Annotated in this window: 20 protein-coding genes; 16 read left to right on the top strand and 4 right to left on the bottom strand. The window is 71.9% G+C overall.

From position 1 onward, the window contains the following. Nucleotides 1–4 precede the first annotated feature (4 nt). Nucleotides 5–2134 carry an acetyl/propionyl/methylcrotonyl-CoA carboxylase subunit alpha gene (locus Q392_RS27300; protein ID WP_038216162.1) on the top strand — a complete coding sequence of 710 codons (2130 nt, stop codon included), beginning with the start codon at nucleotides 5–7 and terminating at the stop codon, nucleotides 2132–2134. A gap of 129 nt (nucleotides 2135–2263) precedes the next feature. Beyond that, on the top strand, nucleotides 2264–3169 hold the full coding sequence (locus Q392_RS27305) for a DUF4349 domain-containing protein (RefSeq protein WP_038216167.1): 906 nt from the start codon (nucleotides 2264–2266) through the stop codon (nucleotides 3167–3169). 47 nt (nucleotides 3170–3216) lie between these two features. Here Q392_RS27305 and Q392_RS27310 read toward each other — a convergent pair whose 3' ends face one another. Continuing rightward, nucleotides 3217–4146 (bottom strand): LysR family transcriptional regulator, encoded by a 930-nt coding sequence (locus Q392_RS27310; protein ID WP_051954013.1) that lies wholly within the window; start codon nucleotides 4144–4146, stop codon nucleotides 3217–3219. A 111-nt stretch (nucleotides 4147–4257) separates the two neighbouring features. Between Q392_RS27310 and Q392_RS27315 the strand changes: the two genes are divergently transcribed. From Q392_RS27315 to argB, 13 genes are all read left to right on the top strand, one after another. Then, nucleotides 4258–5415 (top strand): CaiB/BaiF CoA transferase family protein, encoded by a 1158-nt coding sequence (locus tag Q392_RS27315; protein WP_038216169.1) that lies wholly within the window; start codon nucleotides 4258–4260, stop codon nucleotides 5413–5415. Next, nucleotides 5412–6395, top strand: coding sequence for a Bug family tripartite tricarboxylate transporter substrate binding protein (locus tag Q392_RS27320; RefSeq protein ID WP_038216170.1), 984 nt, complete (start codon nucleotides 5412–5414; stop codon nucleotides 6393–6395). Before Q392_RS27315 ends, Q392_RS27320 begins: the two co-directional genes overlap by 4 nt. A gap of 25 nt (nucleotides 6396–6420) precedes the next feature. Beyond that, nucleotides 6421–8226, top strand: coding sequence for an acyclic terpene utilization AtuA family protein (locus tag Q392_RS27325; RefSeq protein ID WP_157008379.1), 1806 nt, complete (start codon nucleotides 6421–6423; stop codon nucleotides 8224–8226). 61 nt (nucleotides 8227–8287) lie between these two features. Beyond that, nucleotides 8288–9208: a 2-hydroxyacid dehydrogenase gene (locus Q392_RS27330; RefSeq protein ID WP_038216175.1), complete on the top strand. Its 921-nt coding sequence runs from the start codon at nucleotides 8288–8290 to the stop codon at nucleotides 9206–9208. Nucleotides 9209–9297: 89 nt separating this feature from the next. Further along, complete coding sequence (locus Q392_RS33710) at nucleotides 9298–9711, top strand: DUF6152 family protein (protein WP_245610839.1); 414 nt, start codon at nucleotides 9298–9300, stop codon at nucleotides 9709–9711. 4 nt (nucleotides 9712–9715) lie between these two features. Next, nucleotides 9716–10198 (top strand): DUF2214 domain-containing protein, encoded by a 483-nt coding sequence (locus tag Q392_RS33715; protein ID WP_211260325.1) that lies wholly within the window; start codon nucleotides 9716–9718, stop codon nucleotides 10196–10198. A gap of 57 nt (nucleotides 10199–10255) precedes the next feature. Then, complete coding sequence (locus Q392_RS27345; protein WP_038216187.1) at nucleotides 10256–11026, top strand: IclR family transcriptional regulator; 771 nt, start codon at nucleotides 10256–10258, stop codon at nucleotides 11024–11026. 160 nt (nucleotides 11027–11186) lie between these two features. Next, a complete protein-coding gene (locus Q392_RS27350; RefSeq protein WP_038216189.1) occupies nucleotides 11187–12197 on the top strand; it encodes a tripartite tricarboxylate transporter substrate binding protein in 1011 nt (336 codons plus the stop codon). Further along, nucleotides 12194–12598: a cupin domain-containing protein gene (locus Q392_RS27355; protein WP_038216192.1), complete on the top strand. Its 405-nt coding sequence runs from the start codon at nucleotides 12194–12196 to the stop codon at nucleotides 12596–12598. The genes Q392_RS27350 and Q392_RS27355 overlap by 4 nt, the downstream gene beginning before the upstream one ends. Nucleotides 12599–12629: 31 nt before the next feature. Further along, complete coding sequence (locus Q392_RS27360; protein WP_038216195.1) at nucleotides 12630–13625, top strand: Bug family tripartite tricarboxylate transporter substrate binding protein; 996 nt, start codon at nucleotides 12630–12632, stop codon at nucleotides 13623–13625. Next, entirely contained in the window at nucleotides 13622–14878 is a 1257-nt protein-coding gene (locus tag Q392_RS27365; protein WP_051954014.1) for a CaiB/BaiF CoA transferase family protein, read from the top strand. The genes Q392_RS27360 and Q392_RS27365 overlap by 4 nt, the downstream gene beginning before the upstream one ends. Further along, nucleotides 14875–16044, top strand: a complete 1170-nt coding sequence (locus tag Q392_RS27370) for an acyl-CoA dehydrogenase family protein (RefSeq protein WP_038216196.1) — start codon at nucleotides 14875–14877, stop codon at nucleotides 16042–16044. The genes Q392_RS27365 and Q392_RS27370 overlap by 4 nt, the downstream gene beginning before the upstream one ends. A 77-nt stretch (nucleotides 16045–16121) precedes the next feature. After that, nucleotides 16122–17015: an acetylglutamate kinase gene (gene argB / locus Q392_RS27375; protein WP_038216199.1), complete on the top strand. Its 894-nt coding sequence runs from the start codon at nucleotides 16122–16124 to the stop codon at nucleotides 17013–17015. A 140-nt stretch (nucleotides 17016–17155) separates the two neighbouring features. Here the strand turns inward: argB and galE are convergent, their stop codons facing one another. Beyond that, nucleotides 17156–18172 carry a UDP-glucose 4-epimerase GalE gene (galE, locus tag Q392_RS27380; protein ID WP_038216202.1) on the bottom strand — a complete coding sequence of 339 codons (1017 nt, stop codon included), beginning with the start codon at nucleotides 18170–18172 and terminating at the stop codon, nucleotides 17156–17158. Between the two features lie 143 nt (nucleotides 18173–18315). Here galE and slmA point away from each other — a divergent pair, with 143 nt between their 5' ends. Beyond that, nucleotides 18316–18984, top strand: a complete 669-nt coding sequence (gene slmA / locus Q392_RS27385) for a nucleoid occlusion factor SlmA (protein WP_038216205.1) — start codon at nucleotides 18316–18318, stop codon at nucleotides 18982–18984. Nucleotides 18985–19080: 96 nt separating this feature from the next. On the opposite strand, the gene Q392_RS27390 is transcribed toward slmA, so the two are convergent. Beyond that, entirely contained in the window at nucleotides 19081–20547 is a 1467-nt protein-coding gene (locus Q392_RS27390) for a catalase (RefSeq protein ID WP_038216207.1), read from the bottom strand. A 147-nt stretch (nucleotides 20548–20694) separates the two neighbouring features. Further along, complete coding sequence (locus Q392_RS27395; protein WP_038216210.1) at nucleotides 20695–21831, bottom strand: Ldh family oxidoreductase; 1137 nt, start codon at nucleotides 21829–21831, stop codon at nucleotides 20695–20697.

Below are 21831 nucleotides of genomic sequence, written 5' to 3' on the forward strand. Positions count from 1 at the left end.
CGATGTGTTCAAGAAGATCCTGATCGCCAACCGCGGTGAGATTGCCTGTCGGGTCGCGGCGACGGCGCGCCGCATGGCCATCCGCACCGTGGCCGTGTACTCGGACGCCGACGCGCACGCCAACCACGTGCGCGCCTGCGACGAATCCGTGCACCTGGGCGGCAGCGCGCCCAAGGACAGCTACCTGCGCTGGGAGAAGATCATCGAGGCCGCCCAGGCCACCGGCGCCGAGGCAATCCACCCCGGCTACGGCTTCCTCAGCGAGAACGAGGACTTCGCCCGCGCCTGCGCCGAGGCGGGCCTCGTCTTCATCGGCCCGCCGGCCGAAGCGATCCTGGCGATGGGCCTGAAGGCCGAGTCCAAGCGCCTGATGGAGCGGGCCGGCGTGCCGCTGGTGCCCGGCTACCACGGCGCCGACCAGGACCCGGCCCTGCTGCAGCGCGAGGCCGACCGCATCGGCTACCCCGTGCTCATCAAGGCCAGCGCCGGCGGCGGCGGCAAGGGCATGCGTATCGTCGAGAAGAGCGCGGACTTCGCGGCGGCGCTCGCGAGCTGCCAGCGCGAGGCGATCAACAGCTTCGGCAGCGACGCGGTGCTGATCGAGAAGTACGTGCAGCGCCCGCGCCACATCGAGATCCAGGTCTTCGGCGACACGCAAGGGAATTACGTCTACCTCTTCGAGCGCGACTGCTCGGTGCAGCGCCGCCACCAGAAGGTGCTGGAGGAAGCGCCCGCGCCCGGCATGCCCGAGGCGATGCGCAGACAGATGGGCGAGGCGGCGGTGAATGCAGCGCGCGCCGTCAACTATGTGGGCGCCGGCACGGTGGAGTTCATCGTCGAGCAGACCGGCGGCTACGGCGCGCCGGAGGCCACGAGCGCCGCGCCGGGCCGCCCCAAGCAAGCGAGCACCCCCTCGGGGGGCAGCGAACCACGCGAAGCGGGGAGCGAGGGGGCGCACATGCAGTTCTACTTCATGGAGATGAACACGCGGCTGCAGGTGGAGCACCCCGTCACCGAGGCCATCACCGGCCTGGACCTGGTGGAATGGCAACTGCGCGTGGCTGCCGGCGAGCCGCTGCCCCTGAAGCAGGAGCAGCTGGAGATGCACGGCCACGCCATCGAGGCCCGGATCTGCGCCGAGAACCCGGACAACAACTTCCTGCCTGCCACCGGCACGCTGGCCGTGTACCGCAAGCCGCAGCCGCACACGGCCTTCCAGCGCAGCCGCGTGCGCATCGACGACGGCGTGCGCGAGGGCGGCGAGATCTCGCCCTTCTACGACTCGATGATCGCCAAGCTGATCGTGCACGGCGCCACCCGCGCCGAGGCGCTGGCGCGGCTGGATGCGGCGCTGGCGCAGGTGCAGATCGTCGGCGTGGCGACCAACGTGCAGTTCCTGCGCGGCGTGCTGGCGACCGAATCCTTCTCCCAGGCGAAGCTGGACACGGCGCTGATTGAGCGCGAGCGCGCGGTGCTGTTCGAGCGCGAGCCGCTGGGCCTGCCGCTGGCCGCCGCCGCGGCCGTCGCGCACCAGGTGCTGGACGAGTGGCCGCTGAGCGGGCGGATGGCGGCCGACCCCTTCGCGCGCCGCGACGGCTGGCGCGCATTGGGCACGTACCAGCGCCGCTTCGACTTCGAGTTCCATGGCCGGCCGGCGGTCGCCGAGCTGCGCTACGGCCAGGGCGGCGCGCTGCACCTGGCGGTGTCCGAGGGCGAGGCGCTGGCGGCGGATGCCGCCGCCGGCCCGCTGGCGATCGGGCGGCTGCCGGACGGCCGCATCGAGGTCTCGTTCGCCGGCGGCCGTTACGCGCTCAACGTGTACGCGCAGCAGGACGTGCTGCACGTCTTCGCGCCCCAGGGCGCCACGCGCATCACCGAGGTGGACCGCATGGCCCATGCCGGCGATGCGCATGCCGAGGGCGGGCGCCTCACCGCGCCGATGCCGGGCAAGGTGGTGTCCTTCGCGGTGAAGGCCGGCGACAAGGTTGCCAAGGGCCAGCCGCTGGCGGTGATGGAAGCGATGAAGATGGAGCACACCATCGCCGCGCCGGCCGACGGCACGGTGGAGGAACTGCTCTACGCGCCGGGCGACCAGGTGGCCGAAGGGGCGGAGCTGCTGCGCATCGAGGCCTGAGCACGCGACGCCGGCGCCAGGCGTGCCCGAATGGAAAAGGCTGCCGGAGATCGAATGGTGGGCAGTTTCCAACCCTCTTGTGCGTGCTCGCGCGTATCACCGCGATCACCACTCGCGGACACTCCTCCCATGCAGCGATCCTTCCCTTTCTCCTTCCCCGGCGCCCTGAGGGCCGGCCTGCTGGCCCTGGGCACCCTGCTGGCGGCCGGCTGCCAGAAGCACGAGGTGCCGCAGGCACTGGCCGAGGCACCGGCCAGCGCCAGGCTGGCCGGCGGCGCGGCTGCGCCGGCCGAGCCTGCGCGTGCGCGGGAGGATTCGGCCGCCGAGGCGCCGGCCGAGCGCTTCCTGGCGGTGCGCCACGACCTGAGCGTCGAGGTCGCCCCCGACAGGCTGCCCGAGGCCTGGACCAGCGTGCGCGAACTCTGCGGCACGCTGCGCTGCGAACTGCTGTCGTCCTCCCTGCAGCGCGAGACGGCGCAGCAGGCGGGCGCCGCCTCGCTCGAGATGCGCGTCCTGCCTGCCGACGTGGACAGGCTGCTCGGCGGCCTGGCCGGCGTGGCGCAGGTCGTGCAGCACGACACCACCAGCGAGGACAAGACCGCCGAGGTGGTCGACGTCGAGGCCCACATCCGCAACCGCACCGAGTTCCGCGACAGCCTGCGCGCCATGCTGGCGGACAAGTCGGTCAAGCGCGAGATGTCGGACCTGCTCGAGATCCAGCGCACGCTGGCCGACACCCAGGCCGACCTCGACAGCAGCGCCACCCGGCGCAAGATCCTGGCGCAGCAGACCGGCGTGCAGCACGTCCAGGTCCGCTTCGCGCCCACGCGCGCGCTGGTGCAGGGTGCCCGCACGGGGCCGATCGGCCGTGCGATGCGCGAGGCCGGCGAGGTGCTGGCCGGCAGCGTTGCGGCGCTCATCACCTTCGTCGCCGCCGTGCTGCCCTGGGCCGTGGTGGCCGTGCCGCTCTTCTGGGGCCTTGGTGTGCTGGCGCGAGCGTGGCGCCGCCGCCGTGCCCGCAGAACCGGGGCATGACGACGATCGGCGGCGCGGTGGGGGGGAAGGCTCCACGCGCCGGGCGATCAGGCCGCCGACGGGGCGGAGTTGCCGCGGCCGGGCGAGTGAGCCTCAGCCTGCAGGCCGGCCATGAAGGCCCGGCTCGCGGGCGACAGCGAGCGGCCGATGCGCGTGACGATGCCGATCGGCCGTGACACCGCCGGCTGCACCAGCGGCACGGTCGCCAGGGCGGCCATGTCCACCAGTTGCAGCGCCAGCCGCGGCAGGGCGGTGATGCCCAGCCCGCCGGCCACCATCGCGCCGCAGGCCGCCACGCTCGGGAACTCCAGCACCGGCCGCACCGGCCTGCGCAGGCGCAGGAAGGCCGCGTCCGTCACCGCCCGGATGCTGCTGTGCGGCGCGCTCACGATGCACGGGCGGGTGGCGAACACCGACCAGGGGACGGACCGGCGCGCGGCGAGCGGGTCGTCGCGGCGGCACACCAGCACGAAGGCATCGTCGAGCAGGTGCTGGTAGTGCAGGCGCTGCTGCGGCGCCGGGCGCACGCTCAGGCCGAAGTCGGCGCGGCCTTCCTCCACCGCGGCCAGCAGCATGTCGGCCGGCGCCTCGGTCAGCGCGAAGCGCACCTGCGGGTGCGTGCGCATGAACGCGGCCGCCGCGCGCACCGCCAGGGCGACGCTGATGGACGGCAGCGCTGTCACCGTCACGCAGCCGCTGCGCCCGGCCATGAACTCGCCCAGGTCGCCCAGCGCGTCGTCGAAGTCGCGCAGGATGCGGCGCGCGATGGGCAGCAGCTCCTGCCCGACGGCCGTGATGCGCACGTGGCGCGTGTCGCGGTCGAACAGGCGCGCGCTCAGCGTCTGCTCGGCGCGCCGGATGGCGCCGCTGAGCGCCGGCTGCGACTGGCCGAGCTGCTGCGCGGCCTGCCGGAAGCTGCCGCACTCCGCCACGCGCACGAAGGCCTCGAGCTGCCGCACGTTGAGGTCGATGCGCATGTCATTGATCCGCAGGAGTTATCACAGATATAGAAATGTAGCGATTCACAGATCAGACGCCGTTGCCTAGACTGGCCGCCAGATCAGGAGACAGACCGATGGAGAACCGACATGGCCGGCGTGCTTGAGGGCGTGCGCGTGCTGGAGCTGGGTCAGGTGCTGGCCGGCCCCTTCGCCGGCGCGATCCTGGCCGACCTGGGCGCCGAGGTGATCAAGATCGAGCGCACCGAGGGCGGCGACGACGCGCGCCGCATGGGCCCGGCCTTCCGCTACGGCGATGCGCTCAACTTCCACATCTTCAACCGCGGCAAGCAGTCGGTCGCGCTGGACCTCAAGAGCGAGGCCGGCCGCGCGCACCTCGACCGCCTCGCGGCGCAGGCCGACGTCTTCATCCACAACCTGCGGCCCGGCGTGCCCAGGGCGCTGGGCATCGATGGCGAGACCCTGTGCGCGCGCCACCCGCGCCTGATCTACGGCGAGATCTCGGCCTTCGGCGCCACCGGCCCGATGGCCATGCGGCCCGGCTACGAGCCGCTGCTGCAGGCCTTCAGCGGCCTGTCGAGCACGAACGGCGGCGAGGGCGACCCGCCGATGCGCTCCGGCGCCTCGATGTGCGACCAGGGCTCGGGCATGTGGCTGGTGATCGGCGTGCTGGCGCTGCTGCACCGGCGCGAGCGCACCGGCCGCGGCGGCCTGCTGACCACCTCGCTGCTGGAGACCGCGCTGGCCTGGAACGCGCAGAAGGGCGACGCCTGGGCCAATGAGGGGCGCCTGCCGCAGCGGCACCGCTCCGGCCATCCCGGCTTCGTGCCCTACGAGGCCTTCGACACCGCCGACGGGCCGCTGCTGATCTGCTGCGGCAACGACCGCCTGTTCGCCAAGCTGGCCCGCGCGCTGGGGCGGCCGGGCTGGATCGACGAGGCGCGCTTCGCCACCAACCGGGCCCGCCTGGCGCACAAGGCGGCGCTGTTCGAGCAGCTGGAGCCGATCCTGCGCACGCGCACGCAGGCCGAGTGGGGCGAGCTTTTCGAGGCTGCCGGCGTGCCCTGCGCACCGGTGCATTCGGTGCCCGAGGCGCTGGCGCACCCGCAGGTGCAGGCCCTGGGCATGCTGGCGCCGGTGCCCGGCGCCGACTTCTCGCTCACCGCGATGCCGCTGTGCATCGACGGCGGCCGGCCGCCGGCGCGCGGCATCGCGCCGCGCCTGGGAGAACACAACGCCCGCCACCAGGTGCCCACGCCCACCATCACACCCCCGGAGACACCATGACCTTCCGCGCTTCCCGCCGATCCGCCACCACCGCCCTGATGCTGAGCGCCGCGCTGGCGATGGCCGCGCCCCTCGCCCGGGCCCAGGACTACCCGGCCAAGCCCATCACCCTCGTCGTGCCCTTCGCCGCCGGCAGCGGCACGGACCAGTCGGCGCGGGTCTACGGCCAGGCCGTGTCCGACGACATGAAGGTGCCGGTCGTGGTCGACAACAAGGGCGGCGCCAGCGGCTTCATCGCCGCCCAGTACGTCGCCAAGGCCCCGCCCGACGGCTACACCGTGTTCATCACCACCAACACCACGCAGGTGGCCAACCCCTACCTGTTCAAGACGGTGCCCTACGACCCGGTCAAGGACTTCACGCCCATCGCGCTGCTGGCCAAGGGCCAGATGCTGCTGCTGGTGCGGCCCGACGCGCCCTACAAGACGCTGGCCGACCTGCTGGCGGCGGCGAAGAAGACGCCGGGCAAGCTCAACTTCGGCAGCGGCTCCTCGTCCAGCCAGGTGGCGGGCGAGCTGCTCAAGCAGATGGCCGGCGTGGACATCACCAACGTGCCCTACAAGAGCAACCCGCAGGCCATCACCGACCTGATCGGCGGGCAGTTCGACTTCATGTTCGCCGACGCGCCCACCGCCGTGCCGCAGGTGCAGGGCGGCAAGCTGCGCGCGCTGGCCACCAGCGGCGCCAAGCGCCTGGCCGCCGCGCCGGAGGTGCCGACCGTGGCCGAGGCCGGCGTGAAGGGCTACGACATGAGCTACTGGTTCGCCGTCTACGGGCCGGCCGGCATGCCGCCCGCCGTGGTCAAGCGCCTGAATGCGGCCTTCGGCAAGGCCTCGGCATCGCCCGAGGTCCAGGCCTTCCAGGCCAAGACCAGCGGCGAGGTGGCCTTCGGCACGCCCGAGGAACTGGCGCAGTTCCAGGCCGCCGACATGAAGAAGTGGGAGCGGGTCATCCGCGCGGCCGGCATCGAGCCGCAGTGAGCGCGTCCACGTGATGGAGCGAGCGATGAAGCAACCGAAGACCGTGCGCATCGGCGGCGCCTCCGGCTTCTGGGGCGACTCCAGCGTGGGCGCCCCGCAACTGGTGGCCGGCGGCCGGATCGACTACCTGGTGTTCGACTACCTGGCCGAACTGACCATGTCCATCCTGGCCGCTGCGCGCATGAAGAAGCCCGAGATGGGCTACGCCACCGACTTCGTCGCCGTGGCGATGCGGTCGGTGCTCCAGGACGCGATCGCCCGGGGCATCCGCGTGGTCAGCAACGCCGGCGGCGTGAACCCGCAGGGCTGCGCCGACGCGCTGCGCGCGCTGGCCGACGAACTGGGCGTGCCGGTGAGGATCGCGGTGGTCACCGGCGACGACGTGATGCCGCTGCTGCCTGCGCTGCGCGAGGCCGAGCCGCCGCTGCGCGAGCTGCAGAGCGGCGCGCCGCTGCCGGCCAGGGTCGTCACGGCCAACGCCTACCTGGGCGCGCTGCCGGTCAAGGCGGCGCTGGACGCCGGCGCGCAGGTCGTCATCACTGGCCGCTGCGTCGATTCGGCCGTGACGCTGGGCGTGCTGATGCACGAGTTCGGCTGGCAGCCCGGCGACTTCGACGCGCTGGCCGGCGGCAGCCTGGCCGGCCACATCATCGAATGCGGCTGCCAGGCCACCGGCGGGCTGCACACCGACTGGCAGGAGGTGCCCGACTGGGCGCACATCGGCTACCCCATCGTCGAATGCGCCGCCGACGGCAGCTTCACCGTCACCAAGCCCGAGGGCACCGGCGGCCTGGTCGCGCCGCAGGTGGTGGCCGAGCAGATGCTCTACGAGATCGGCGACCCGGCCGCCTATCTGCTGCCGGACGTGGTGTGCGACTTCACGCAGGTGCGCATCGAGCCGGCCGGGCCGCAGCAGGTGCGCGTGCACGGCGCGCGCGGCCGCGCGCCCACCGGCAGCTACAAGGTCTGCGCCACCTACGTGGACGGCTTCAAGACCTCGGCGCAGCTCACCATCGTGGGCTTCGACGCCGTCGCCAAGGCGCGCCGCACCGGCGAAGCCATCCTGGAGCGCGTGGGCGGGCTGCTGGCCGCGCGTGGCCTGGCGCCCTTCAGCGCGACGCACATCGAGGTGCTGGGCAGCGAGAGCCCCTACGGCCCGCATGCCCAGGCCGCCGCGGCCGGCGTGCGCGAGGCCGTGCTGCGCGTGACGGCGCGCCACGCCGACAAGGCCGCGCTGGAACTGCTGGCGCGCGAGATCGCGCCGGCCGGCACCTCGTGGGCGCCGGGCACCACCGGCGCCGGCGGGCGCGCGGGCGTCTCGCCGCTGATCCGCCAGTACGCCTTCCTGCTGGACAAGGCCAGCGTCTCGCCGCAGGTCCGCCTCGATAGCGCGGCGGTCGATCTGCCGCCGTTGCCCGGCGCCGCGCCTGCCGCCGATGCGGCGCCTGCGCCCGCCGGCCCGCCGCTGCCGGTGGAGGAGCCCTCGGGGCCGACCGTGGAGGTGCCGCTGATCCGGCTGGCCTGGGCGCGCTCGGGCGACAAGGGCGACACCTCCAACATCGGCGTGATCGCGCGCCGGCCGGAGTGGCTGCCGCTGTTGCGCGCGCAGCTCACGCCGCAGCGCGTCGCGGCACACCTGGCGCACCTGGTCGAAGGGCCGGTCACGCGCCACGAGGTGCCGGGCATCCACGCCTTCAACTTCGTGTGCGAACGGGCGCTGGGCGGCGGCGGCATGGCCTCGCTGCGCAACGACGCGCTGGGCAAGGGCATGGGGCAGATCCTGCTGGCGCTGCCGGTGCGCGTGCCGGCGGCGTGGTTCCCGCCGGCCTGAGCGCCGGCGCGGCCTTGCGTACAGTCGGGGGCCATCGTCCGCCACCCCGAGGAGCCCCGCCGTGCGCATTGCCGTCTGCCTGTCCGACACCAAGCCCGAACCCTGGCTGGAGGCGCTCCAGGTAGCGCTGCCCGGGGCGCAGGTGCAGCTGTGGTCGCCCGGGCTGGCGGCGGCGGACCACGCGGTGGTCTGGGCGCCGCCGCAGCAGTTCGTCGACGAGCAGTCGCGGCTGAAGGCGATGTTCAACATCGGCGCCGGCGTGGACGCGATCATGAAGCTGAGGCTGCCGCCCGGGCTGCAGGTGGTGCGGCTGGACGACGCCGGCATGTCGGTGCAGATGGCCGAGTACGTGTGCCACGCGCTGATCCGCCACTTCCGCGAGTTCGACGTCTACGAGAGCGAGGCGCGCCAGGGCCGCTGGGTCTTCCGCAGGCCGCTGGAGCGCGCGGACTTCCCCGTGGGCATCATGGGCCTGGGCGTGCTGGGCGAGCGCGTGGCCCGGGCGGTGCGGCAGTTCGAGTTCCCGGTGCTGGGCTGGAGCCGCACGCCCAAGGCCATCGACGGCGTGCGCACCTTCGCCGGCGAGGCGCGGCTGGGCGACTTCCTCGTCGCCACGCGCGTGCTGGTCAACCTGCTGCCGCTGACCGACGCGACGCGCGGCATCCTCAACCGCACCACGCTGTCGGCGCTGCGGCCCGGCGGCTACCTGATCCACATCGCGCGCGGCGGCCACCTGGTGGAGGAGGACCTGATCCCGCTGATCGACAGCGGCCGTCTGGCCGGCGCGACGCTGGACGTCTTCCAGCAGGAGCCGCTGCCGGCCGAGCATCCCTTCTGGCGGCATCCGAAGATCACCGTCACGCCGCATGCCTCCGCGCGCACCCTGCGCCGCGAAACCATCGCGCAGATCGCCGACAAGATCGGCCGGCTCGAACGCGGCGAGCCCATCGCGGGCGTGGTGGACCCGGCGCGCGGCTACTGAGCCCGCCGCCGCGCGCCCGTCGAGGGAGCGTGCAACTTTCGCCGAAACGGCGCACTCTCCACCTTTCCGACACGAGAAGGAGTGCTCCGATGCATGCGATGTTCTTCCAGCGCAGGGCAGCAGGAATGCGCCGCACCGGCGCGGCGCTGCTCGGCGCCGCCGCGCTCGCCCTGGGCGTGCCGCTGGCGCAGGCGCACCACGGCTGGTCGTGGGCCGACGGCGAGCAGACCACGCTCGACGGCACCGTCCACGCCGTCTCGATGGCGCCGCCCCATCCGATGCTGCAGGTGAAGGCCGCCGACGGCGCGCTCTGGCAGGTGGACCTGGGCAACCCCTCGCAGACCGAGCGCTCGGGCTTCACCGGCCAGACGACCAAGGCCGGCGACGCGATCCGGGTGCTGGGCAACCGCCACAAGGACCATGCCCGCCTGCACATGAAGGCGGTGCGCATCACGGTGGGCGGCACCCACTACGACATGTACCCCGAACGCCTGCGGAACTGAGGCCGTGGGGCTGGACGAGGCGCTGGCCGCCCTGGCCCTGTGGCCGGGCGCGCGCTGGCTGCAGGACTCGGGCACCGCCTACCTGTTCGTCAACGCCGCCCACATCCTGGGCCTGGGGCTGCTCCTCGGCGCCATCGTGCCGCTGGACCTGCGGCTGGCGGGGCTGGCCTTTCGCCACGTGCCGCTGGCGCCGATGGCGTCCGTGCTGGTGCGCGCCGCCGGCTGCGGGCTCGTGCTGGCGCTGCTCATGGGCCTGTGGCTGTTCACCGTGCGGCCGCAGGACTACGCGGCCAACCCCGCCTTCCTCTGCAAGATGGGCCTGCTGCTGCTGGCGCTGCTCAACGTGGCGTGGCAGCACGCCGGCGCCGGCTGGGCGGCGGCGCGGCAGGGCGGCGCGGTGGCGGCCGCGGTGCGCGTGCGGGCATGGCTGTCGCTGGGCCTGTGGCTGGCCGTGCTGGTGGCGGGGCGCTGGATCGGCTTCGTCTGAGCGGCATCCGGGTCATCCCGGATGGGAAGATATTTTCAAAATCCTGAAAATTTCTTCATGACAGTGAAAATGGCGACCCGCGTGATCGAGCTGATCGAACTTTTCGCGCGCGAGAAGCAGCCGCTGGCCCTCTCCGAGGCGGCGCGGCTGCTGGAGATGCCCGTCTCCACTTGCTTGGGCCTGCTGCGCACGCTGGAGAAGCAGGGCTACCTGTACGAGACCGGCCGCCGCCAGGGCTACTACCCCACCGGCCGGCTGCTGGCGATGGCGCAGGTCATCGCGGCGCACGACCCGGTGCTCGACCGCATCCGCCCCGCGCTGGAGGAGTTGCGCGACGCCACGCAGGAAACGGTGGTCTTCGCCAAGTTCCGCGAGCCCGGCCGCGTGGTCTACCTGGAGGTGCTCGATTCGCCGCAGAGCATCCGCTACGCCGCCGAGGCCGGCGAGACGCGCGAGGCGTACGCCAACTCGCTGGGACGCGCGCTGCTCTCGACGCTGCCGGCGCCGGAGCGCAAGGCGCTGCTGCAGGCGGCGAAGCTGCGCAAGCTGACCGAGGCCACGCTGACCCGCGCGGCCGACATCGAGGCCGAACTGGCCCGCTCGGCCGAGCGCGGCTGGTTCGCCAACATCGGCGAGAGCATCGCCGACCTGGCCGGCATCGCCTGGCCGGTGCGTATCGGCGGGCAGGCCTGGGCCATCTCGGTGGTCGGGCCGCGCTACCGCATCGAGCCGCGGCAGGAGGCGCTGGCCGCCATGCTGCGCTCGGCCTGCCGCGCCATCGAGGGCCCCGAGCGGGCCCTGCTCGCGCTGGTGCCCAAGGCGGCCTGACAAGCACAACGCACCGTTCGGGCTGAGCCTGTCGAAGCCCTGCGCCGCGCTTCGACCCTTCGACAGGCTCAGGACAGGCCAAGCTCAGCGTGAACGGTGAGGGGTGTTGAACGTGCGTCCCAAGCCGCGGGACGTTGATCAAACACAGAAGGAGACAAGCATGACGAGCCGATTCCTTTTCCCCCCGCGCCGACGCGCCCTGCTGGCGGCCGGCGCCCTGGCTGCCGCCGTGGCCCTCGTGCCGGCCCATGCGCAGTCCGCCGTCGGCGCGGGCGACTGGCCCAGCCGCCCCATCCGCGTCATCGTGCCCTTCGCGGCGGGCGGCGCCACCGACGTGGTGGCGCGCATGCTGTCGCAGAAGCTCTCGGAGGCGCTGGGCCAGCCGGTGGTGATCGACAACCGGGGCGGTGCCAACGGCATCATCGGCACCGAGGCGGTGGCGCGCGCCGCGCCCGACGGCTACACGCTGCTGCTCAACACCGCCGGCGCGCAGACGCTCAGCCCCGCGCTCTACAAGGCCGGCTACGAGCCGCTGGCCAGCTTCGCGCCGGTCAGCCTGATCGCACGCATCGGCTTCGTGATGGTGGCGCACCCGTCGCTGCCGGCCAATTCGGTGCAGGAACTCGTGGCGCTGGCGAAGCGGCCGGGCGCCAAGCCGCTGTCGATGTCTTCGGGCAGCAGCATGATCGGGCTCATCAGCGAGCAGTTCAAGGCGGACATCGGCGCGCCCGGCATCGCCAATGCGCAGTACAAGGGCACCGGGCCGCAGTTGCAGGCCGTGGTCGGCGGCGAGGTGGACCTCACCATCGACCCCTTCGTCGGCCTGCAGATGATCAAGGCCGGCAAGGTCAAGCCGCTGGCGGTGCTGTCGGAGCAGCGCTCGCCCGCGCTGCCGCAGGTGCCGACGATGAAGGAGGCGGGCCTGGCCGGCATGACCTTCCAGTCGTGGGCCGGCCTGCTGGCGCCTGCGGGCACGCCGGCGGCGATCGTCAAGCGCCTCAATGCGGAAGTCGTGCGCATCGTCGCCCTGCCCGAGGTGCGCGAGCAGCTTCTGCGCATCGACTACGAGCCGGTGGGCAGCACGCCCGAGCAGTTCGCCGCCACCATCGAGCAGGACGCGGCGCGCTGGGCACGCATCGCGAAGAACAGCACCTTCAAGCCCGCGTCATGAGCCAAGACAGCGGAACCCCGCAGCCGCAGCGCTACTTCGTGCGCGAATCCGACGTCGTCGGCTACCACCCGGCCAACCACACCGGCACGCTGAACCGGCGCCTGATCGGCCCCGAGACGGTCGGCGCGAAGCAGCTGGAGGTGCTGGTCGGCCGCATCCAGAAGGGCAAGGGCGCGCTGCCCCATGCGCATCCCGGCATCGAGCAGGTCTGCTACCTGCTCGAAGGCCGCGCGGTGGCCGAGGTGGGCGGCCAGCGGCAGGAGCTGGCGCCGGGCGACTGCTGCTTCTTCCCGGCCGGCGAGATGCACACCTTCACCGTGGTGAGCGACGAGCCGGCGCGCGTGCTGGTGATCTACAGCCCGCCCTACGAGGAATCGCCCGAGCGCGTGATCCGCGCCTGAACGCCGGGACACAACCACCAGGAGACAAGACATGCCATTGCATCAGGAAGACCTTTCCCTTTCGCGCCGCCGCGCCCTGGCGCTGCTGGGCGGCCTCGCGCTGGCGCCCGCCGCGCGCGCCCAGCCCGCCGGCTGGCCGGCGCAGCCGATCAAGCTGATCGTGCCCTTCGCGGCCGGCAGCGGCACCGACGCGGTGGCGCGCATCACGGCGCAGGCGCTCTCCGACGCGTTGAAGACGCCGGTGGTGGTGGACAACAAGGCCGGCGCCAACGGCATCATCGCCGCCGAGTTCGTGGCCAAGGCGCCGCCCGACGGCTACACGCTGTTCATGACCACCAACACCACGCACTCGGCCAACCCGAGCCTGATGAAGAGCTTGCCCTACGACCCGGTGAAGGACTTCGCGCCGGTCAGCCGCATGGGCAACCTGCCCTTCATGCTGGTGGTCAACAACGACCTGCCGGCCAAGACCGTGGCCGACCTCATCGCCTGGGGCCGCGCCAACCCGGGCAAGCTCAGCTACGCCAGCGGCAACAGCACCGGCATCGTGTGCGGCGCCACGCTGTCGCGCATGTCCGGCGTGCCGATGCTGCACGTGCCCTACAAGAGCACGCCGCCGGCCATCGCCGACCTGATCGGCGGGCAGGTGCAGTTCATGTTCGTCGATCTCGCGGCGGGCCTGGCGACCGTCAAGGCCGGCAAGATGCGCGCCATCGCCGTCACCACCAGGGAGCGCACCAAGCTCTTCAGCGAACTGCCGCCGGTGGCCGACACGCCGGAGCTGAAGGGCTTCGACATCACCTCGTGGAACGGCGTGTTCGCGCCGGCCGGCACGCCGCGCGAAGTCGTGGCCGCGCTCAACCGCGTGCTGGCCGGCACGGCCAACAGCGCGGCCTTCCGCGAGCGCGTCTCGCAGCTCGGCTTCGACGCCTTCGGCAGCACCCCGGAGGAGCTGGGCAGCTTCACCGTGGCGGAACTCGGCAAGTGGAAGAAGCTGATCGAGGACGCGGGGATCCAGAAGCAATGAGCGGAGCGGCCACTGCCACCGGCCCGCTCGCGGGCCTGCGCATCCTGGACCTGACGGCCGTGGTGATGGGGCCCTACGCCACGCAGACCCTGGGCGATCTGGGCGCGGACGTCATCAAGGTCGAGCCGCCCGGCGGCGACAACCTGCGCGCCGTCGGCCCCATGCGCCACCCCGGCATGGGCGCGATGGCGCTGCACCTGAACCGCAACAAGCGCTCCATCGTGCTCGACCTCAAGCAGCCCGAGGGCCGCGCGGCCTGCCTGCGCCTGGCGGCCGGCTGCGACGCGCTGATCTACAACACCCGCCCGCAGGCGATGGCGCGGCTGGGCCTGGCCTACGAGGACGTGGCGGCCGTCAACCCGCGCATCGTCTACCTGGGCGCCTTCGGCTACGGCGAGGAAGGGCCCTACGCCGGCCAGCCCGCCTACGACGACCTGATCCAGGGCGCGTCCGGCGTCGCCTCGCTCTTCGCGCAGCAGAGCGGCGGCGCGCCGCGCTACGCGCCCGTCACCCTGGCCGACCGCGCGGTGGGCCTGCAGGCCGCCATCGCGCTGCTGGCCGCCGTGCTGCACGCGCGGCAAACCGGCCAGGGCCAGGCGGTGGAGATACCGATGTTCGAGGCGCTCACCCAGTTCGTGATGGGCGACCACCTGGGCGGCGCCAGCTTCGATCCGCCGCTGGGCGGCACCGGCTACGCGCGCCTGCTGGCCGAGCACCGGCGCCCGTATGCCACCGCCGACGGGCACCTGAGCGTGCTGATCTACAACGACAAGCACTGGCGCGCCTTCTTCGAGCTGATCGGCCGGCCCGAGCTGCGCGACTCGCCGAAGTTCGGCAGCCACACCGCGCGCGCCGCGCACATCGCCGAGTGCTACGCCTTCGTCGCCGAGGTGATGGCCACCCGCAGCAGCGAGGCCTGGGTGGCCGCGCTGCAGGCGGCCGACATCCCGGTGGCGCGCCTGCACAGCACCGACAGCCTGCTGCACGACCCGCACCTGCAGGCCGTGGGCTTCTTCCGCCCGGTCGACCACCCCACCGAGGGCGCGCTGCGCACGCCCGCGCCGGTGGGCCGCTATGGCCGCACGCCGCCTTCGCTGCACCGTCACGCGCCGCGCATCGGCGAGCACAGCGCCGAGCTGCTGCGCGAGGCCGGCTACGGCGAGGCCGAGGTGGCCGACCTGATCACGCGCGGCATCGCCCGCGAGGCCGCGGCTTCCCCTTGCTCCGCCCATTCCCCCGAGATCACGCCATGAACTTCACCATGACCGACGACCAGCGCGCGCTGGTCGACGCCATCGAAAGCCTGTGCCAGGACTTCCCGATCGACTACTGGCGCGAGCAGGACGAGAAGGCCGAGTTCCCGCACGCCTTCCACCGCGCCGTGGCGGCCGCCGGCTTCCTCGGCATCGCCATGCCCGAGGCGCAGGGCGGCGCCGGCCTGGGCATCACCGAGGCGGCGCTGATGATGCGCACCATCAGCGCCAGCGGCGCCGGCATGTCGGGCGCCTCGGCCATCCACATGAACATCTTCGGCCTCAATCCGGTGGTGGTGTTCGGCACCGAGGCGCAGAAGGCGCGCTTCCTGCCGCCGCTGATCGAGGGCAGGGAAAAAGCCTGCTTCGCCGTCACCGAGCCCGACGCCGGCCTGGACACCACGCACCTGAAGACGCAGGCGGTGCGCCGGCCGGGCGGCGGCTACGTGCTCTCGGGCCGCAAGATCTGGATCTCCACCGCGCAGGTGGCCGACCGCATGCTCATCCTCACGCGCAGCATGCCGCTGGAGGAGGTGGGCAAGCCCACGCAGGGCCTGACGCTCTTCTACACCGCGCTGGACCGCAGCAAGGTGGAGGTGCGAGAGATCCACAAGCTCGGCCGCGCCGCGGTGGACTCCAACATGCTCTTCATCGACGGCCTGGAGGTGCCGGAGGAAGACCGCATCGGCGAGGACGGCCGCGGCTTCGAGTACATCCTGCACGGCATGAACCCGGAGCGCATCCTGATCGCCGCCGAGGCGGTGGGCCTGGGCCGCGCGGCGCTGCGCATCGCGGCGCAGTACGCCGGCGAGCGCGTCGTGTTCGGCCGGCCCATCGGCCAGAACCAGGGCGTGGCGCATCCGCTGGCGCGTGCCTGGATGAACCTGGAGGCCGCCGACCTGATGGTGATGAAGGCGGCCACGCTCTACGACGCCGGCCAGCCCTGCGGCGCCGAGGCCAACACCGCCAAGTACCTGGCGGCCGAGGCGGCGCACGACGCCTGCCAGAACGCCATCCTCACCCTCGGCGGCATGGGCTACGCGAAGGAATACCACGTCGAGCGGCTGCTGCGCGAGTGCTACATCCCGCGCATCGCGCCGGTCAGCCCGCAGATGATCCTGAACTTCGTCGCCGAGCGGGTGCTGGGGCTGCCGAAGTCGTACTGATCGGCCGGGGCGCGGCGGCCCGCCGGCTTCCTGCGGCACAATTTCCGCATTCCCCCACTGCGCCGACCGCCGCCGCCATGACCGACCCCGTGCTCAACATCCCTCCCCGCGACAAGGCCGAGATCCTGGCCCAGGCGCTGCCCTACATCCGCAAGTACCACGGCAAGACCATGGTCATCAAGTACGGCGGCAACGCGATGACCGACCCGGCGCTGCAGGCCGACTTCGCCGAGGACGTGGTGCTGCTCAAGCTGGTCGGCATCAACCCGGTGGTGGTGCACGGCGGCGGGCCGCAGATCGAGGCGGCGCTCAACAAGCTGGGCAAGAAGGGCCACTTCATCCAGGGCATGCGGGTGACCGATGCCGAGACGATGGAAGTCGTCGAATGGGTGCTGGCCGGCGAGGTGCAGCAGGACATCGTCGGCCTGATCAACCAGGCCGGCGGCAAGGCGGTGGGCCTGACCGGGCGCGACGGCGGCCTGATCCGCGCGCAGAAGCTGAAGATGGCCGACCGCAACGACCCGGCGCTGATGCACGACGTCGGCCAGGTCGGCGACATCGTCTCGATCGACCCCGGCGTGGTGCAGGCGCTGCAGGACGACGCCTTCATCCCGGTGGTCAGCCCGATCGGCTTCGGCGAGGAGAACGAGAGCTACAACATCAACGCCGACGTGGTGGCCGGCAAGCTGGCCACCGTGCTCAAGGCCGAGAAGCTGGTGCTGCTGACCAACACGCCCGGCGTGCTCGACAAGAACGGCCAGTTGCTGACCAACCTGAGCGCGCGCGAGATCGACGACCTGTTCGCCGACGGCACCATCTCCGGCGGCATGCTGCCCAAGATCGAGGGCGCGCTCGACGCGGCCAAGAGCGGCGTGAACGCGGTGCACATCATCGACGGGCGGGTGCCGCACTCGATGCTGCTGGAGATCCTGACCGACCAGGCCTACGGCACCATGATCCGCGCCCGGTAAAGAGCCTGCCCCCAGCCTGCGCGGACTTCGTTCCGCTCCGGCAACCCCCTCGCGGGGGCACATGCTGCGGTCTGGCAAAGCCAGTCCCGCGCATGTTCCCGCATGGCCTGCTCCGCGGCCTTCTGATCGGGATGTCCGTGTTACTCGTACCCGCGCGGATTGCCCTGCTGCCAGCGCCAGGCGTCGGCGCACATCTGCTCCAGTCCGCGGCGGGCCTGCCAGCCCAGCACGCGCCCGGCCAGCGCCGGGTCGGCCCAGTAGGCCGGCACGTCGCCCGGGCGGCGCGGGCCGATCTCGTAGGCGATGCTGCGGCCGCTGGCCGCCTCGAAGGCCTTCACCACGTCCAGCACCGAGGCGCCCTGGCCGGTGCCCAGGTTCAGCGTCAGCAGGCCGGGTGCCTCCTGCGCCTTGCGCAGTGCCGCGACGTGGCCCTCGGCCAGGTCCATCACGTGCACGTAGTCGCGCACGCCGGTGCCGTCGGCGGTGGGGTAGTCGCCGCCGTGCACCACCAGCTTGTCGCGCAGGCCCACGGCCACCTGGCAGACGAAGGGCATCAGGTTGTTGGGCTTGCCCTGCGGGTGCTCGCCGATCAGGCCGCTCTCGTGCGCGCCGACGGGGTTGAAGTAGCGCAGCAGCACGATGCGCCATCCGGGCGAAGCCTGCTGCCAGTCGGCCAGCGTTTCCTCCACGATGCGCTTGGAGCGGCCATAGGGGTTGGCCGGGCGGCAGGGCGCGTCTTCCGGAATGGGCGAGCGCTCCGGGTCGCCGTACACCGTGGCGGAAGAGGAGAACACCAGCGTGCGCACGCCCGCCGCCTCCATCGCCTGCGTCAGCACCCAGGTGCCGTGCACGTTGTTCTCGTAGTAGCCGATGGGGTCGGCCACCGAGTCGCCCACCGCCTTCAGCCCCGCGAAATGGATGACGCCGGCGATGCGCTCTTCGGCGAAGATGCGGTCCAGCAGCGCGCGGTCGCGCACGTCGCCCTCGATCCAGCGCGGCGCGCGGCCGGTGATGCGGGCCAGGCGGTCGACCACGCGGATGTCGCTGTTGCCCAGGTTGTCCAGGATCAGCGGCTCGTAGCCCGCCTGCGCGAGTGCCACGCAGGTGTGGCTGCCGATGAAGCCGGCACCGCCGGTCACAAGAATGGTGTGGGTCATGGAGTCTCGGTGGAGCCTGCGGCCGGCCCGGATGCGGCGTATTGTCCACGTCTGCCCTGCTGCGCCCGGCGCGTGCGGCTGGGTAGGTGCCCACTCCGCAACATTCGTGGCAGAATCAATTTTTTACAAATTGCCTCCGTTTCATGCCAGACGACGAGATCCTCGATACGGCCTCGGACTCCGCCGATTCTGCGGCGGGCACGGCCGGGCCGGCGCAGGCGCCGGTGCGCAAGCGTCCCCGGCCGGGCGAGCGCCGGGTGCAGATCCTGCAGGCGCTGGCCGCGATGCTGGAGCAGCCCGGCACCGAGCGCGTGACCACCGCCGCCCTGGCCGCCCGCCTGGAGGTGAGCGAGGCCGCGCTGTACCGCCACTTCGCCAGCAAGGCGCAGATGTTCGAGGGTCTGATCGACTTCATCGAGCAGAGCGTGTTCACGCTGGTCAACCAGATCACCGAGCGTGACGCGCCGGCGCGCGAACAGGCGGCCCAGATCGTGGGCGTGCTGCTGCAGTTCGCCGAGAAGAACCCCGGCATGACCCGCGTGATGGCCGGCGACGCGCTGGTGTTCGAGAACGAGCGCCTGCAGCAGCGCATGAACCAGTTCTTCGACAAGATCGAGGCGCAGCTGCGCCAGGTGCTGCGCGGCCTGCCCGGCGATACCGAGCCGAGCGACACGCCGACGGTCGACGCCCAGATGCGCGCCGCGGTGCTCACCGCCTTCGCGATGGGGCGCATGCAGCGCTATGCCCGCTCCGGCTTCCGGCACCTCCCGTCCGAACACCTGGAGGCGCTGCTGGCGCTGCTGCTGCGCTGAGCGCGGCCGCCGGACGGCAAGACAAAACAAAAGGCGCCCGCGGGCGCCTTTTGTCGTTCATGGGCGGACTTCTCCGCCGCCCGCCGCGCCGCGGCCCTACAGGCCCAGGGCCTTGGCGACGCCGGCGCCGTACGCCGGATCAGCCTTGGTGCAGTTCTCGATGTGGCGGCGCTTGACGAACTCCGGCGCGTCGCCCATGGCGCGTGCGGTGTTGTCGAACAGCACCTGCTGCTGCGCCGGGCTCATCAGCCGGAACAGGTCGCCGGGCTGCTTGTAGTAGTCGGCGTCGTCCTCGCGGAAGTTCCACCAGTCGGCGTCGCCGTTGATCTTCAGCGGCGGCTCGCGGAACTGCGGCTGCTCCTGCCACTGGCTGAAGCTGTTGGGCTCGTAGTGGGGCAGGCCACCGTAGTTGCCGTCCATGCGCCCGTAGCCGTCGCGGTGGTTGCTGTGCACCGGGCAGCGCGCGGCGTTGACCGGGATCTGGTGGTAGTTCACGCCCAGGCGGTAGCGCTGCGCGTCGGCATAGTTGAACAGGCGCGCCTGCAGCATCTTGTCGGGCGAGACGCCGATGCCCGGCACCAGGTTGCTGGGCGCGAACGCGCTCTGCTCGACGTCGGCGAAGAAGTTCTCCGGGTTGCGGTTGAGTTCGAACTCGCCGACCTCGATCAGCGGGTAGTCTGCGTGCGGCCACACCTTGGTCAGGTCGAAGGGGTGGTAGGGCACCTTCTCGGCGTCGGTCTCGGGCATGACCTGCACGTACATCGTCCACTTCGGGAAGTCGCCGCGCTCGATCGCCTCGTACAGGTCGCGCTGGTGGCTCTCGCGGTCGTTGCCGACGAGCTCGGCCGCCTCGGCGTCCGTCAGGTTCTTGATGCCCTGCCGGGTGCGGAAGTGGAACTTCACCCAGTGGCGCTCGCCCTGCTCGTTCCAGAAGCTGTAGGTGTGCGAGCCGAAGCCGTGCATGTGGCGGTAGCTGGCCGGGATGCCGCGGTCGCTCATCACCACGGTGACCTGGTGCAGCGCCTCGGGCAGCAGCGTCCAGAAGTCCCAGTTGTTGGTGGCCGAGCGCATGTTGGTGCGCGGGTCGCGCTTCACTGCCTTGTTGAGGTCGGGGAACTTGCGCGGGTCGCGCAGGAAGAACACGGGCGTGTTGTTGCCCACCATGTCCCAGTTGCCTTCCTCGGTGTAGAACTTCAGCGCGAAGCCGCGGATGTCGCGCTCGGCGTCGGCCGCGCCGCGCTCGCCGGCCACGGTGGTGAAGCGGGCGAACATCTCGGTCTTCTTGCCGACCTTCGAGAAGATCGCGGCGCGGGTGTATCGGGTGATGTCGTGGGTGACGGTGAAGGTGCCGAAGGCGCCCGAGCCCTTGGCGTGCATGCGCCGCTCGGGGATCACTTCGCGCACGAAGTTGGCCAGCTTCTCGCCCAGCCACACGTCCTGCGACAGCAGCGGGCCGCGCGGCCCGGCAGTGAGGCTGTTCTGGTTGTCGGGCACCGGGGCGCCGAACTGGGTGGTGAGGTGGGTGACGGGGCACTTCTTGCCGCTGTCGGATGTGTTGCTCATCGCGAGGCTCCTTTGAATAGACGTTGACTATCGAACGTGGCCATTCTGTTGGGGAAACCTGGCGAGGGCAAGGGCGGGCCGATTGGTTTTGCCGAAGGCCACCATAGCGATGCGGCCGGGCGCGTGCGCCCGGCGCGAGGAGCGCGATCAGTCCGGCAGGGCCACGCCCACCTTGGCGCCGGCGGCGTGCAGCTCGGCCCAGGTCGCGTCGTCGATGGCGATGCCGTCGCGCCCGCGCGCGGCGCGGGCGCGGCGCTCGGGCTCGCCGGCGATCTGCACCCCTTCGAACCCGGCGCCCGGTGGGCACTGCCGCAGCCAGTCGACGAAGGCCGCGGCTTCCTGCTCGAAGGCCTGCTGCGTGCCCAGCCGGGCCGGGTCGATCAGCACCGTCAGCATGCCGTTGAGCACGGTCCGGGCCGCGTCTGGCGCGCGGTGCCAGGTGCCGCCGCCCGACAGGGCGCCGCCGAGCAACTCGCAGGCCACCGCCATGCCGTAGCCCTTGTGCTCGCCGAAGGTCATGAGTGCGCCGAAGAGGCCGCCCGCCTGCGGCACGACGACCACGCCGGGGTCGGTGGTCGGCGCGCCGCGCTCGTCGATCAGGTAGCCCTCGGGCACCTGCTCCCCCTTGTTGTGGGCCACGCGCATCTTGCCCTGGGCGACGCGGCTGGTCGCGAAGTCCAGCACGAAATGTTCGCCCCCACGCTCCCCCACTGCGTGTGGGTCGCTGCCCCCCGGGGGGGCTGCTCCGCCTTGGGGCGGCCCGGCGGCGGAGCGCTCCTGCCTCTTCAGCGGCACGCCGATGCAGCAGGGGTTGGTGCCGAAGCGCCCGTCGCCGCCGCCGAAGGGCGCCACCACGGGCCGCGACAGCACGTTCACGAAATGCAGCGACACCAGCCCGGCCGCCACCGCCATCTCGGCGAAATGGCCGATGCGACCCATGTGGTGGCTGTTGCCCACGGTCAGGATGCAGCTGCCGTGCTGCAGTGCGCGCTCGATGCCCATCTGCATGGCCTGTTCGCCGACGACCTGGCCGTAGCCGCGCTGGCCGTCCAGCGCGAGCAGGGTGCCGATGTCCAGCGTGACCTTCGCGCCGGTGTTGGGTTTCAGGCCGCCCTCCTGCACCGCGTCCACGTAGCGCGGCACCATGCCCACCCCATGCGAGTCGTGGCCCGAGAGGTTGGCCAGCACGAGGTTGGCCGCCACTGTCTGCGCCTCGGCCTCGGCGCTGCCGGCCGCGGCGATGACCCGGGCGACCAGGGCCGTGAGGGGTTCGGGAAGGATCAT

Source organism: Xenophilus azovorans DSM 13620 (genome assembly GCF_000745855.1).
Classification (GTDB): Bacteria; Pseudomonadota; Gammaproteobacteria; order Burkholderiales; family Burkholderiaceae_C; genus Xenophilus; species Xenophilus azovorans.

Excerpts from the sequence above, each read along its gene's own strand:
- Q392_RS27305 (WP_038216167.1), top strand. The coding sequence starts at position 2,264 with ATGCAGCGATCCTTCCCTTTCTCCTTCCCCGGCGCCCTGAGGGCCGGC.
- Q392_RS27310 (WP_051954013.1), bottom strand. The coding sequence starts at position 4,146 with ATGCGCATCGACCTCAACGTGCGGCAGCTCGAGGCCTTCGTGCGCGTG.
- Q392_RS27315 (WP_038216169.1), top strand. The coding sequence starts at position 4,258 with ATGGCCGGCGTGCTTGAGGGCGTGCGCGTGCTGGAGCTGGGTCAGGTG.
- Q392_RS27320 (WP_038216170.1), top strand. The coding sequence starts at position 5,412 with ATGACCTTCCGCGCTTCCCGCCGATCCGCCACCACCGCCCTGATGCTG.
- Q392_RS27325 (WP_157008379.1), top strand. The coding sequence starts at position 6,421 with ATGAAGCAACCGAAGACCGTGCGCATCGGCGGCGCCTCCGGCTTCTGG.
- Q392_RS33710 (WP_245610839.1), top strand. The coding sequence starts at position 9,298 with ATGCATGCGATGTTCTTCCAGCGCAGGGCAGCAGGAATGCGCCGCACC.
- Q392_RS27345 (WP_038216187.1), top strand. The coding sequence starts at position 10,256 with ATGACAGTGAAAATGGCGACCCGCGTGATCGAGCTGATCGAACTTTTC.
- Q392_RS27350 (WP_038216189.1), top strand. The coding sequence starts at position 11,187 with ATGACGAGCCGATTCCTTTTCCCCCCGCGCCGACGCGCCCTGCTGGCG.
- Q392_RS27355 (WP_038216192.1), top strand. The coding sequence starts at position 12,194 with ATGAGCCAAGACAGCGGAACCCCGCAGCCGCAGCGCTACTTCGTGCGC.
- Q392_RS27360 (WP_038216195.1), top strand. The coding sequence starts at position 12,630 with ATGCCATTGCATCAGGAAGACCTTTCCCTTTCGCGCCGCCGCGCCCTG.
- Q392_RS27365 (WP_051954014.1), top strand. The coding sequence starts at position 13,622 with ATGAGCGGAGCGGCCACTGCCACCGGCCCGCTCGCGGGCCTGCGCATC.
- Q392_RS27370 (WP_038216196.1), top strand. The coding sequence starts at position 14,875 with ATGAACTTCACCATGACCGACGACCAGCGCGCGCTGGTCGACGCCATC.
- argB (WP_038216199.1), top strand. The coding sequence starts at position 16,122 with ATGACCGACCCCGTGCTCAACATCCCTCCCCGCGACAAGGCCGAGATC.
- galE (WP_038216202.1), bottom strand. The coding sequence starts at position 18,172 with ATGACCCACACCATTCTTGTGACCGGCGGTGCCGGCTTCATCGGCAGC.
- slmA (WP_038216205.1), top strand. The coding sequence starts at position 18,316 with ATGCCAGACGACGAGATCCTCGATACGGCCTCGGACTCCGCCGATTCT.
- Q392_RS27390 (WP_038216207.1), bottom strand. The coding sequence starts at position 20,547 with ATGAGCAACACATCCGACAGCGGCAAGAAGTGCCCCGTCACCCACCTC.
- Q392_RS27395 (WP_038216210.1), bottom strand. The coding sequence starts at position 21,831 with ATGATCCTTCCCGAACCCCTCACGGCCCTGGTCGCCCGGGTCATCGCC.